The following is a 12628-nucleotide window of genomic DNA, read 5'->3' as shown; positions in this document are numbered from 1 at the left end:
GCATGGGGGGATAGGTGCGGGGGTCGGTCGCGCAGGCCGCCAGGCTTCCTACAATCAGGGCGCTCACGATCCAGCGCAGCGCCCTCCGGCCGCCGTCCCTTCCAACTTTCGCCGAACCGCGGCCCCTTTCCATGACCTTGTTGTTGCTCGAAGCGCTTGGCGCGATGGTGTTGCTGGTGTTCATCGTGTGGTGGACCATGTTTTCAGGCCGCAAGAAAGGCGAGCTGCCGGAGGATGCGGCACCAGGCAAAAAGGACAAGGCCCCGCCCCCTGCGGGCGAATGAGGCGAGCGCCGCCCTTCACGCCGGGCGCAACACATTGGCGAGTTCGACCGCCGACTTCACGCCCATCTTGTCGAACACGCGCGAGCGGTGCACCTCGACCGTGCGCACGCTGATGTTGAGCTGGTCGGCCACCAGCTTGTTGGGCAGGCCCGCGATCACCAGGTCCATCACGTCGCGCTCGCGATCGGTCAGGCTGTTCAGCCGCTGCTGCAGTTCGCGTTTCACGCGCTGCTGGGCCAGCACCTCGGCGGAGCGGTCCAGCGCCTGCTCGACACGATCGACCAGCGCGTTGTCCGAGAACGGCTTCTCGCAGAAGTCGAAGGCGCCGCGCTTGACGGCATCGACCGCCGTGGGCACGTCGGCATGGCCCGAGAGAAAGATCACCGGCACCGCGGCCTGCCACGGCAGTTGCAACAGGCGCTCGAACAGGGCCAGCCCGCTGAGCCCGGGCATGCGCACGTCGAGCACCACGCAGCACGGCGCCTCGGGCGCCCCGGTCCACACGGCGGCATCGGCCTCGAAGGTTTCGGCGCTGTCGTAGCCCTCGCTGAGCAGGCGGCGCGTGCGCAGCAGCCAGGCCAGCGCCTGACGCACCTCGGCGTCGTCGTCGACCAGGTAAACCTTCGCTTCGGGATGCTGCGTCATGGGTTCGATGATAGAGGACGGGCCCTTGCCGTCGCGGCCGGCAGGGTGAAGCGGAACACGGTGCCGCGCGGCTGATGGGGCTCGTGGGTGAGCACGCCGCCGTGCTGCTCGATCACCGTGCGGCACAGGCTCAGGCCCAGGCCCATGCCTTCGGCCCGCGTGGTGAAGAAGGGCGTGAACAGCTTGGCCTGCACCTCCTCGCTCAGGCCCAGGCCGTGGTCGGTGATGGAGAACGCCACCCAGGTCTTCTGTGGCTGCCCGTCCGGCGCTTCCCCCGACAGCAGCCTCGAGGGCCCGACGTCCAGCCGCAGCACGCGCATGCCCATGCGGGCGAAGGGATCGTCCAGCGGCATGGCCTGCATGCCGTTGCGCGCCAGGTTGAGCAGGACCTGTTCGACCAGGGTGCGGTCGCACAGCACCGAAGGGCAGTCGGGCGCGACCTGGATCTGCAGCCGGATGCCCTGCTTCTTGGCCTGCAGGCTCAGCAGCGGCAGGATGGCGTCGATCAGGCTCTTGGGCGTGACCGGCTCGCGCACCCGTTCGCGCCGGCGGACAAAGTCGGCCACGCTCTTGATGACGCGCGCGGCGCGCTCGGCCTGCTCGCCGATGCGCCGCATGGCCTGCATCAGGTCGACCTGCAGCGAGGCGTCCGCCCCCTCGGGCTGCTCCAGCAGGTTGAGCGTGCCACTCGCGTAGCTCGAGATCGCGGCCAGCGGCTGGTTGAGCTCGTGGCTCAGCAGCGAGGCCATCTCGCCCATGGTGGCCAGGCGCGCGGTGGCCTGCAGGCGCTCCTGCGAGGCGCGGTTGAGTTCCTCCACCCGGCGCTGCTCGGTCAGGTCGAGGATGGCGCTCATGAAACCGGTCTGCTTGCCCTGTGCATTGATCAGCGGCGCCTCGATGATGAGCACCGGGAAGCGCGTGCCGTCAGGGCGCTGGAAGACCGACTCGTAGCCCTCTCGCGGCAGCACCTGCCCGGCCAGCCGCACCATCTGGCGCTGCTGGTATTCGTCGACCAGCTCGGGCGGCCACCAGGGTGCCGGCAGACCGGTGCCCACGAGCTGCTCGGCCGTGAGGCCCACCATGTCACAGAAGGCCGGGTTCACGTAGGTGATGCGGCCCTGCATGTCGCGCGCACGCAGGCCGGTCACCAGCGAGTCTTCCATGGCCTTGCGAAACGCCAGGGCCTGGGCGACGTCGAACTCGGCGCGCTGGCGCAGGCGGATGTCGCGCCCCAGCAGGAACAGCACCGACAGCAGCGCCAGCGACAGCGCCCCCACGACGGCGGTGAGCACGTTGGGGAACAGGCCCCGCACCGTGCGCGGACTCTGCAACTGCAGGATCAGGGTGTGCCCCGGCAGATCGAGCACCTGGCGCGCGGTGAGCATGCGGCGCGTGCCGGTGACGATGCTGTGCAGGGCCAGGCGCGTGCCGTCGGCCTCGTTGAACGCCAGCCCCCGGCCGCGCACCAGTTCGCGGTTGGTCAGCTCCGAGAGCATGCCGGGCAACGAGTAGGTGGCCACCAGGAAGCCCGCCGGCAGGCCGGCGCGCGCGACGGGCAGGCACATCTCGATCAGCTCCAGGCCCTTGCCGTGGCGCAACGGCCAGAAGTAGCTGGTGGAGTAGGCCGGCCCGGACAGGCGCCGGGCGTGGTCGCAGGCCAGGCGCACCTCGGGCTGGGCCTGGTCGCGGTCCAGGTAGCCAAACAGGTCGGGAATGAACGAGGTGTTGCGCTCGACGAGCAGCCGCTGCGCGTTGTCCCGCCACTCCAGCCGCACGATCTCCCGGTGCTCCGCGATCAGCTCGGACGCCGGCAAGGTCCAGGAATCGGTGGTCGGCGCCACGCTGTGCAGCGACTGCAAAGTCTGCACGTTGCGCACCAGGCTGCTGCGGATGTCGCTGACAAGCGCGGCGGCGTCCTGCTCCAGCGCGTTCTGGTCGCGCGCCTCTTCGTACTCGGCCGCCAGGAAGATCAACACACCCAGCAGCGTCACCACCAGCAGCAGCAGCGCCGCCCACAGGCGCCAGCGGAGCGAACGAAGGCCCTCGCGCCACGCGCGGAGCAGTCGGGAGCCTTCCATGAGAGACGCGATCAGAGGCGGCGGTGCTGCAGCGAGGGCAGTTGCTGGCGCACGCTGCGCAAGCGCTCGATGTCCAGGTCGGCCAGCACCACGCCGGGGCCTTCGGCCTGCAGCGACATGACCTCGCCCCAGGGATCGATCACCATGCTGTGGCCCCAGGTGCGGCGGCCGTTCTCGTGCACGCCGCCCTGGGCGCTGGCGATCACGAAGGCCTGGTTCTCGATCGCGCGGGCGCGCAGCAGCACCTCCCAGTGCGAGCGGCCGGTGGTGTAGGTGAACGCGGCGGGCACGAGCAGGATGTCGGCCGCGAGCATGCGGTAGAGCTCGCCGAAGCGCAGGTCGTAGCAGACGCTCTGGCCCACGCGCCAGTCCTGGCCGGCGTGGTCGCGGCACTCGAACACCGTGGGCGTCTCGCCGGCGACGAGCACCGTGGCCTCGTCGTAGTGCTCGGTCCCGTTGTCGTAGCGGAACAGGTGGATCTTGTCGTAGCGGCTGACGCTTTCGCCGCGCGGGTCGTAGACCACCGAGGCGTTGGCGGCGTGGCTGGGGTCGTCGGTGGCCATGGGCAGCGTGCCGCCGACGATCCACATCTTGAGGTCGTGCGCGGCGTCGGAGAGGAAGTCCTGCACCTTGCCCAGGCCGGGCGTTTCGGCCAGCACCAGCTTGTCTTCGTCGCGGGCGCCCATGAAGCAGAAGTACTCGGGCAGCACCGCGAGTTCGGCGCCGCCGGCGGCCGCCTGGCGCAGCAGGCGCAGGGCTTCGCTGAGGTTGGCATCCAGGCTGATGCCCGAAACCATCTGGATGGCGGCGACTTTCATGCGGTGTCCTTTCGGTGAAGCCTGACAGCTTACTGCAGCACGGGAACGGGGTCCCGCGGTGCGGCCGCGGCCGGCGGCGAGGCCCGTTCGACCTTGTCCACCTGGGGATCGGCCCAGCTGCCGGTGATGCGGAACTCCTGGGTGGTGGCCGACTGCAGCGGCTGGCGCAGCAGGAACTGGGCCAGGAAGGTGCCCAGGCCGATGGCCGGGTTGATGGCCGTGGCGATCAGCGAGGCCGTGCCGGCGTTGATCTCGGGCACCACCACCACCTTGAGGTCCTGCCGCTCGCGCGCGATGTCGGCGCTGCCCTCCATCAGCACGGCCGCGTTCACGCCCTTCATCTGCAGGTTGTTGGTGTGCAGCACCCCCTGTTCGACGCGCGCATCGCCCCGCACGAAGTCGAACGCGAAGCCTTCGGAGAAGACGTCGCGGAAATCGAGCACCAGCCGGCGCGGCAGGGCCTGCAGGCTGAGCACGCCCAGCAGGCGCCCGGCGCCCGGGTCGACCTTGAGGAACTGGCCGCGCTCGATGTCGGCGTGGATCTGGCCCGACAGGCTGGGGTAGTCGATCGCCAGCGGCGAGCCGATCCAGCCGATGTTGCCCTCCAGCCGGCCCTTGCCGCCGCGCACCAGCCCCTCGCGCCCGAAGCGCGTGAGCAACTGGCCGGAGTCGTCGATGTCGAGCCGGAAGTTGAGCGCGGTGCGGCGCTGGCCGCCCGCGCCGCTGCCGGAGGCGACCCAGTTACCGGTCGCGTTCAGGCGCGCCTCGGGCGAGGCGACGCGCAGCCGGGTCAGGCGCCACTCGCTGCCGCGCAGCGGCCCGCCGCGGTTGATGGCTTCCACCTCGACGCGCCCCAGGTTGCGGCCGGCGACGGTGAACTCGTCCACCGCGATGTCCAGCGACGGCACGCTGGCGGTGGGCTGCTCCAGCAGCTCCTCGACATCGCTCGCCGCCGAGGGCTCCAGCTGCAGGCGCTTGAGGCGCGCATAGACGTTGCCCGCCGTGCCCGGCCCCGCCTGGCGCACCGACACGTAGCCGTTGAGTTCATTGGCCTCGATGTTGGCCTGCCACTGCGAGCCCTCGCGCGAGCCGCCCAGCACCACGCGGTGAAAGTGGCGCCCGCGCACCGTGACGCGCTCCGCGCGCACCGACAGGGTGGTGGGCAGGTAGGCCAGGCTCGCGTTCGCATCGGCGACCGGGCCCACGCGCGGCAGCACCGCGGCACCGGCGGTGGCCGCCGTGCGCACATCCACCCCGGCGGCGCTGGAGAACGCACGCTCCCAGGCATCGGTGTCGAGCTGCGCCAGCTGCACATGGGCCTCCACCCCCTGGGGCGGCAGCGCGGCGGCGGCATCGTCTTCCAGCCCCACGGCGATGGCGCCGCGCAGCACGCGCGGTTCGGCCGCACCGAGCTCGCGTTCGTACCGCAGCGACACCACCGGCGCCAGCGCCGAGCCGAGCTGGATCGCCAGGCGGTCGGTGCGCGCGCTCTCGCCCACCACGGAGAGCACCCGGTTCTCGTAGCGCAGCGGCAGGCTGGCCTCGGCCGCCTTGTTCAAGGGCGCCGGCAGGTTCAGCGCCAGGCCCTGCAGCTCACTCGTCACCAACAGTTCGGGCACCCCGGCGCGAAAACCGAGCTGGGCCGTGTAGGCCGCGCTGCCGCTGGCGTTCTGGAACAGGCGCGAGACGAACCCCAGCCCCGCATCGCGCAGGCCCTCGGCATTGGCGACGCCCTGGCCGCGGAACTGCACCTGGGCCACACCCTTGGCATCGGGCTGCATGCCGCCCTCGAACCGCAGATCGCCGCCGTACACCCGGGCCTGGGCGGCCTTGACCGAGAAGCCGGTTTCGCTGAAGGCCAGGTTGCCGCTGGCGCGCCCGAGCAGGGGGGCATCGGGGGTGATCTGCAGGTCGTTGCCGTCGAGCCGGACGGTGCCGCTGACCTTGGTGGCGTGGGGATCGGCCAGCGGCACCTGGAGCGCGAACCCCACTTGCGCCGCGCCGGCGCCGGTGCGCGCCCGCGCCAGCGCCTGGCCGGTCATGGCGTTGATCGGCGAGCCCTGCACGAAACCCAGGGCCTCGTTCGCCGGGCCCTGGGCCTGGGCATTCACCCGCAGCACGGCGTCGTGGCCCAGGTGCTCGATGTCGACCTGCCCCTTGCTCAGGCGCACGCCGGAGGCGTTCACCACGCCGCCTTCGAGCGCGGTGAGCTTGAGCGAGGCGCGGTCCAGCACCAGATCGCCCGAGACGCCCCGCAGCGCAGGCCAGGCCGCCTCGCCGGCACGCTGCAGGTAGGCCGGGATGTAGTCGAAGTCGACGTTGCGCAGCGGCGCACTGATGCGGAACTCACCGCGCTCGCCGGGCTTCTCGAAGGGCACGTGATCGACCGGCCCCTGCACGCGGAACTCGACCCGGTTCGAGCTGCCGCCGCGCACCGCCTCGCGCACGTAGTGACGCGCGTCGGCATTCACGGTAAGCGGCAGGTAGCGGTGCACGCGCGTGGCGTCGGCGCGGGTGAGCGTGGCGCTGAGGTCGAGCACGCCGGGAAAACGCGAGGCGTTCGAGCCCGCGGGCACGTCGCTGGTCTGCCAACGCACCTGGGCCGTGCCCTCGGCATCGGCGTTGCTCAGGCGCAGGTTGTCGAGCTGGGCTTCGATGCGCTGGCCCTGCACGCGCCAGGACACATCGGCCTCCAGCTGGTCGACCGGCACGCTGGGGTCCTCGAACACATCGGGCAACTCCACGGTGCCGTCCGCCACGCTGAGGTGCGCCCGGCCGCCCGCCTGGTTGAGGTCGAAGTCCACCGTGGCTCCCGAGATGCCGGGCCGGCCCGGCAAAGGGAAACGCCCTGAAATGGACATCCGGCCGCTGGGCTCGCCCGCCAGCGACAGGCCGCTGGCCCGGCCCCGGGCCTGGTAGGTCTCCGGCGCCCAGTCCGACGCGGCGGCGGTGACCGCGTTCTGCCAGCGGGCCGTGAAACCGTCCACCCGGCCGGCCGGGCGCAGTTGCTCCAGCCGCTGGCGTGCTTCGGCGGGCAAGGGCAGGCGGCTCGCCAGGGCGGCAAGCGCCCCCAGCTCCAGCCGCTCGGCGCTGAGCTCGGTGCCGGCCCCGCGCCCGGCCTGGGCAGCGGTGTGCTGCACCCGCAGGCGGCCACCGGGCCAGTCCACGCCCTCGCGGGTGCGAAAACGCAGGTCGTCGGTGGCCACGCTGAAGCCGGCCTCGGACCATTGCGCAGCCAGCCGGCCCTGCAGTTCGTCCACCGCCAGGGCCGGCAGGTCGGGGCCCAGCTGCGCCTCCACGCCGCCGAGCGCCAGATCGGCGGTGACGCCGGCCACCGAGCCGTTCTCCACCGCGGCCCAGGCGCGCAGCGCGCCTTGTCCGGTGCGCACGTCGACGCCCCAGGGCGAGAGATCGGCATAGGCGCGCAGGCGCGCCACATCCACATGGCGGAAGTCCGCGTACAACTCGCCATCCCAGTTGTGCCAGATCGATTGGCCGGGCGCCCGGCCGCCGAGCTCGATCAGGGGTTCGCGCAGGCGCCCCCGCACGCTCAGGCCCTCGCCCCATTCGGCCGGCGGCGTGGCGTCGAGGCGGAACTGGTGGGTGCGGGCGGTGTTGCGCACCACGAAGGTCAATGCCCCCAGGGCCAGCGGGGGCTGGGCGCGCAGCTCGTCCGTCCAGCGCACGGTGCCGTTCTGGATAACGAATTCGCGCAGGGAGAAGAACCAGTCGGCGGCGCGGCCGTCGCGTTCGCCCGGGCCCGCCATGTCCAGCCCAGCCACCTCGATGCGGCCCTGCGCCGTGCGCCGCACGTCGAGCACGGGCTGGTCGATCACGACCTGCTCGAAATTCCCATGCCAGAGAGAGCGCACCGAGACCGCCGTGCGCACCAGCGGCAGGTGCAGGGCGACGCGGCCGTTCGGGTCGAACAGCTGCACGTCGCGCAACTCGAAGGACGGCATGAAAGCAGGCAGGAAACCCAGGCCGCCGGTGGTGTTGTCGGCGCGGATCTCGCCCACCCGCACCGGAGCCCCCACCGTGCTGCTGGCCCATCGTTCCAGCTCCGGACGCCATTCGCCGATTCGGGGCACAATCCACCAATTCAGCGCTGCCCAGGTCAGCACGAAGAGGCCCCAGGCCAGGAACACGAGCCACAAGCAAAGCCGGGCCGCCACCGAAAGTGTCTTGAGGGTTCGCGTGGCAGGAGCGATGGGAGCCGGGCTTTGATTCATGTCCACCGCAAATTATGACGGCCAGCCATTTCTCAGGTTCCACAGCGGAAGAGCCCGTTTTGTCATCAAATGTGAACCCCTGTGCGTCCCTGACGGCCGACGACCGCCGAGCCGACCATTCGCGCTTCGTGCAGCGGGTGCGCCGCCGCTACGCCGCTGAACTGTCCTGCCTCCCCCCCGGCGAGCCGGTGCTCGCCAGCATGCAGACCTGCCTGGGCCTGCTGCGAGAGCGAGGCCTGCCCCTGCCTGCCGCCCTGCGCGTGCTGCGCCAGCTGGTGCTCGAACGCCTGGTGGTGCTCGACGGCGAGCAGGGCGCGCCGCTGGCCGTGATCACGCGCGCCGTCACCGAGCTGGCCGAGTTCGCGCTCGACCAGGCCTGTGCACTGGCCTTCGCCGATCTCGACGAGCTGCACGGCGCACCGCAATTCACCACGCCCCAGGGCGCGCTGCAACGCGCGCAGCTGTGGGTGATCGGCATGGGCAAGCTGGGCGCGCGCGAGCTCAACGTGTCGAGCGACATCGACCTGATCTACGTCTACGACCAGGACGGCGAGACCGCCGGCAACGCCCAGGGCCGCCAGCGCATCAGCAACCACGAGTACTTCGGCAAGGCCGTCAAGCACATCTACAACACCGTGGGCGAGACCACCGAGCACGGCAACGTGTTCCGCGTCGACCTCGCCCTGCGGCCCAACGGCAACTCCGGGCCGAGCGCGGTGTCGCTGGGCGCGCTCGAAGAGTATTTCCTGGTGCAGGGCCGCGAGTGGGAGCGTTTTGCCTGGCTCAAGAGCCGCGTGATCGCCCCCGCCGCCTGCGTGCAGGACCGCAGCGCCAGCGCCCTGCGCGGCACCGTGCTGCCCTTCGTGTTCCGCCGCTACCTCGACTACGGCGTGTTCGACGCCCTGCGCACGCTGCACCGGCAGATCCGCGACCACGCCTCCAAGCGCGCGGCCGGCAACCCCGGGCGCTCGAACGACGTGAAGCTCTCGCGCGGCGGCATCCGCGAGATCGAGTTCACGGTGCAGCTGCTGCAGGTGGTGCGCGGCGGCCAGTTCCCCGAGCTGCGCACCCGGCCCACCCTGGATGCGCTGCAGCGCCTGTGCAAGGCCGGGCTGATGCCGCCCGCCACGGCCAGCGCGCTGGCGCAGGCCTACGAATTCCTGCGCCGGGTCGAACACCGCATCCAGTACCTGGACGACCAGCAGACCCACGTGATGCCCACGCGCGACGACGACCTGGCCTGGCTCGCCGCCACGCTGGGGTACACCGACGTCTGCGCCTTCCTGCACGCCCTGGACGCGCACCGCGAGCTGGTGGCCCAGGAGTTCGACACCCTGCTCGGGGGCCCCACCAACGGCGGCTGCAACGGCAAGGGCTGCAGCAGCAAGAAGAACGGCGCCAGCGGGCGCAGCGCCGTCGACGACCTGCAAGGCGTGCTGGAGCAATTGCCCGAGGCCTTCGCGGCCCGGGTGGCCCAATGGCGCGAACACCCGCGCGTGCTCGCGCTGCGCGAAGACACCCGCGCGCGCCTGGTGCGGCTGGTGCAGCGCACCGGAGCCTGGATCGACGAAGGCCGCGTGAGCGAAGAAGCCGCGCTGCGCATGGCCGACTGGATCGAGCCGCTGCTGCGCCGCGAGAGCTACCTGGCGCTGCTGCAGGAGCGGCCATCGGTGCACGAGCGCCTGCTGCGCCTGCTCGGTGCGGCCAAGTGGCCCGCGCGCTACCTGATCCAGCACCCCGGCGTGATCGACGAGCTCGCGAGCCAGCAACTGCTGACCGACCGCTTCGACGCCGCGCAGTTCGAGGACGAACTCGAATCGCGGCGCACGGCATTGCGCTCCACCGGCGAGGACGACGAGGAAGCCCTGCTCAACCTGTTGCGCCGCGCGCACCACGCCGAGGTGTTCCGCACCCTGGCGCGCGACGTGGAGAAGGTGCTCACCGTCGAACAGGTGGCCGACGACCTCTCTGCCCTGGCCGACTCGGTGCTGCGCGTGACCGCGCGCTGGTGCTGGTCGCGCCTGAAGAGCCGCCACCGCGACGAGCCCAGCTTCGCCATCATTGGCTACGGCAAGCTCGGCGGCAAGGAGCTTGGCTACGGCAGCGACCTGGACATCGTGTTCGTCTACGAGGACGAGCACGAGAATGCCTCGGAGATCTACGCCGCCTTCGTGCGCAAGATGATCAACTGGCTCACCGTGAAGACCGGCGAAGGCGACCTGTTCGAGATCGACACCGCGCTGCGGCCCAACGGCAACTCGGGCCTGCTGGTCACCAGCTTCACGGCCTACGCCAACTACCAGCAGCAACGCGGCAGCAACACGGCCTGGACCTGGGAACACCAGGCCATGACGCGCGCGCGTTTTGTGCTCGGTGGTGTCTCGCTCGCCGGCCGCTTCGACGCGGTGCGTGAGGCCGTCATCACGGCCGAGCGCGACGCGGCCTCGCTGGCCGCCGAGATCGTCGCCATGCGTGGCAAGGTCCGCGCGGCGCACCCGGTGCGCGGCGAGCGCTTCGATGTGAAGCACAGCCCGGGCGGCATGGTGGACGTGGAGTTCGCCGTGCAGTACCTCGTGCTGCTGCACTCGCGCGAGCACCCCGAGCTGCGCGCCAACACCGGCAACATCAACCTGCTGCGGCGCGCCGAGAACGCGGGCCTGCTCGAGCCCGGCATGGGCGAGGCGGCGGCCCACGCCTACCGCGAGCTGCGCCAGATCCAGCACCGTGCGCGGCTGGACGAAGCGCCCACGCAGGTGGACGCGGCGCAGGTGGAAGAAGCCTCCCGCGCGGTGCTGGCGCTGTGGCAGCACGTGCTGGGTCGCGCCACCTCGACGGCGTGAAACCACCTCGCGCCTGGTGGGCGTTGTGCGGCCTGCACGGCGCCGCGAGCCTGCTGATGTGGTGGGCCGGCCAGGACAACCCCGCCAGTGTCTGGGTCTGGCGGGCGGACGATGGGTTGCAGCACCCCTGGACCTTGTGGACCAGCGCCTGGGTACACCTGAGCACACCGCACCTTGTCGGCAACCTGCTCGCCATGGGCGGGGTGGCGGCGGCTGGCTGGGTGTTGCGGCCCGACACCCGTTGCGCGCTGGCCTGGCTGCTGGCCTGGCCGCTGACCCAGGTCTCATTGCTGCTGTGGCCGCAGGTCGGTTACGCCACCGGCCTCTCGGGCCTGATGCACGCCGGCACGCTGCTGCTGGCGGTGCAGGTCGCGCTGGGCCGACTGCCGATCCGGGGCGCGCGGTTCTGGGGTGGACTGCTGACGCTGGCGGTCATCACCAAGGTCGTGCTCGAGCGCGGTTGGGCCGCCCCCCTGGCATGGGATGCCGACGCGGACATCCAGGTGGTGCAGGCCGCGCACGTCACGGGCGCAGCCTGGGGCGTGCTGCTGGGCCTGCTGGCGGCGGCACTGCCCGCCAGCGGCAGGGACCTCAGGCCGCCGACGGTGCGCCGGTGACCGAGACCGCCTTGCGGAAGCGGTTGAGCTCCTGCACGGTCTTGAAGCTCTGCTCCATCAGCAGGCTCATGTTGTGCAGGATGCGATCGACCACGCGCGTTTCCCACACCGCGTCGAAGTTGATCTGCTTGTCCAGCCAGTGCTCCAGCCACTCGGGGTTGGGCAGGCGGCTCTGGATGGTGTCGTTGGGGAACAGGTTCTTGTTCACGTGCAGGTTGGTGGGGTGCAGCGCCTGCGCGGTGCGGCGCGCGCTGGCCATCAACACGCCCACCTTGGCGAAGGCCGAGCGGGCCTCGTTGCCGAACTTGCCGATGGCGCGCTTCATGTAGCGCAGGTAGGCGCCGCCGTGGCGGGCCTCGTCCTGGCTGAGCGTGCTGTAGATCTGCTTGATCACGGGCTCGGTGTGCCACTCGCTGGCGCGGCGGTACCAGTGGTTCAGGCGGATCTCGCCGCAGAAGTGCAGCATCAGTGTTTCCAGCGGCGGGGCCGGATCGAACTCGAAACGGATGTCGTGCAGCTCCTGCTCGGTGGGCACGAGCTCGGGGCGGAAGCGGCGCAGGTACTCCATCAGCACCAGGGAGTGCTTTTGCTCTTCAAAGAACCAGATCGACATGAAGGCCGAGAAGTCGGAATCGTCGCGGTTGTCGCGCAGGAACATCTCGGTGGCCGGCAGCGCCGCCCACTCGGTGATGGCGTTCATCTTGATGGTCTGGGCCTGTTCATCGGTCAACGCGCTGGCGTCGAACTTGTCCCACGGGATGTCCTTGTCCATGTCCCATCGGACGGATTCGAGTTGCTTGAAGAGTTCTGGGTAGAGCATTCAGGTCTTTCTAAACAGCCTCGCATTTTATGCGCAATGGGAAAATCTTATTGAAAATCATCATGTTGCGGATGGGTTTGAGGTGTGTGTTCTCTCTGGGATTTGACTGGCGTCGCACCTCGCCTTCCCCCCCGCCCCTTTCCACCCCCGCCGGGGCGGAAAGGGGAGCTCACATTTCAATGGCTCGCGCCGGCTACGAGCTACAGGCGAAGCGTTGCCAACGTCCCTGTCCGCCACGGCGCATGCCTGCTGTTGGGGCCTCCGGCTGAAAGGTCGTCAGCCGGAGGCCCCAAC

General features: G+C 70.5%; 8 protein-coding genes. 3 read left to right on the top strand and 5 right to left on the bottom strand.

Annotation, left to right across the window (positions count from 1 at the left end; translation table 11 throughout):
• Positions 1–131 precede the first annotated feature (131 nt).
• Positions 132–284, top strand: a complete 153-nt coding sequence (locus AC07ZS_RS28595; RefSeq protein ID WP_494801828.1) for a hypothetical protein — start codon at positions 132–134, stop codon at positions 282–284.
• A 15-nt stretch (positions 285–299) separates the two neighbouring features.
• Here AC07ZS_RS28595 and AC07ZS_RS28590 read toward each other — a convergent pair whose 3' ends face one another.
• Genes AC07ZS_RS28590 through AC07ZS_RS28575 form a run of 4 tightly spaced genes read right to left on the bottom strand, consistent with a single transcriptional unit; the run spans position 300 to position 7982 of the window.
• The gene (locus AC07ZS_RS28590; protein WP_494801827.1) at positions 300–929 is read right to left on the bottom strand and encodes a response regulator transcription factor; all 630 of its coding nucleotides are present in this window, start codon (positions 927–929) and stop codon (positions 300–302) included.
• Positions 926–3007, bottom strand: coding sequence for a two-component system sensor histidine kinase NtrB (locus AC07ZS_RS28585; RefSeq protein WP_494801826.1), 2082 nt, complete (start codon positions 3005–3007; stop codon positions 926–928). Before AC07ZS_RS28585 ends, AC07ZS_RS28590 begins: the two co-directional genes overlap by 4 nt.
• 11 nt (positions 3008–3018) lie before the next feature.
• Positions 3019–3825 carry a carbon-nitrogen hydrolase family protein gene (locus tag AC07ZS_RS28580; protein ID WP_494801825.1) on the bottom strand — a complete coding sequence of 269 codons (807 nt, stop codon included), beginning with the start codon at positions 3823–3825 and terminating at the stop codon, positions 3019–3021.
• 29 nt (positions 3826–3854) lie between these two features.
• Positions 3855–7982: a YhdP family protein gene (locus tag AC07ZS_RS28575; protein WP_494801824.1), complete on the bottom strand. Its 4128-nt coding sequence runs from the start codon at positions 7980–7982 to the stop codon at positions 3855–3857.
• Between the two features lie 89 nt (positions 7983–8071).
• On the opposite strand from AC07ZS_RS28575, the gene glnE reads away from it, so the two are divergent.
• Both glnE and AC07ZS_RS28565 read left to right on the top strand, forming a co-directional pair.
• Positions 8072–10897 (top strand): bifunctional [glutamate--ammonia ligase]-adenylyl-L-tyrosine phosphorylase/[glutamate--ammonia-ligase] adenylyltransferase, encoded by a 2826-nt coding sequence (gene glnE, locus AC07ZS_RS28570; protein ID WP_494801823.1) that lies wholly within the window; start codon positions 8072–8074, stop codon positions 10895–10897.
• Entirely contained in the window at positions 10894–11514 is a 621-nt protein-coding gene (locus AC07ZS_RS28565) for a rhomboid family intramembrane serine protease (protein ID WP_494801822.1), read from the top strand. The genes glnE and AC07ZS_RS28565 overlap by 4 nt, the downstream gene beginning before the upstream one ends.
• Here the strand turns inward: AC07ZS_RS28565 and AC07ZS_RS28560 are convergent.
• Positions 11489–12334, bottom strand: a complete 846-nt coding sequence (locus AC07ZS_RS28560) for a ferritin family protein (protein ID WP_494801821.1) — start codon at positions 12332–12334, stop codon at positions 11489–11491. The two genes, AC07ZS_RS28565 and AC07ZS_RS28560, sit on opposite strands and share 26 nt — an antisense overlap.
• Positions 12335–12628: the final 294 nt, after the last annotated feature.

The organism is Hydrogenophaga sp. GW456-12-10-14-TSB4, from assembly GCF_059424305.1.
This window is presented reverse-complemented; position numbering and strand designations above follow the sequence as displayed.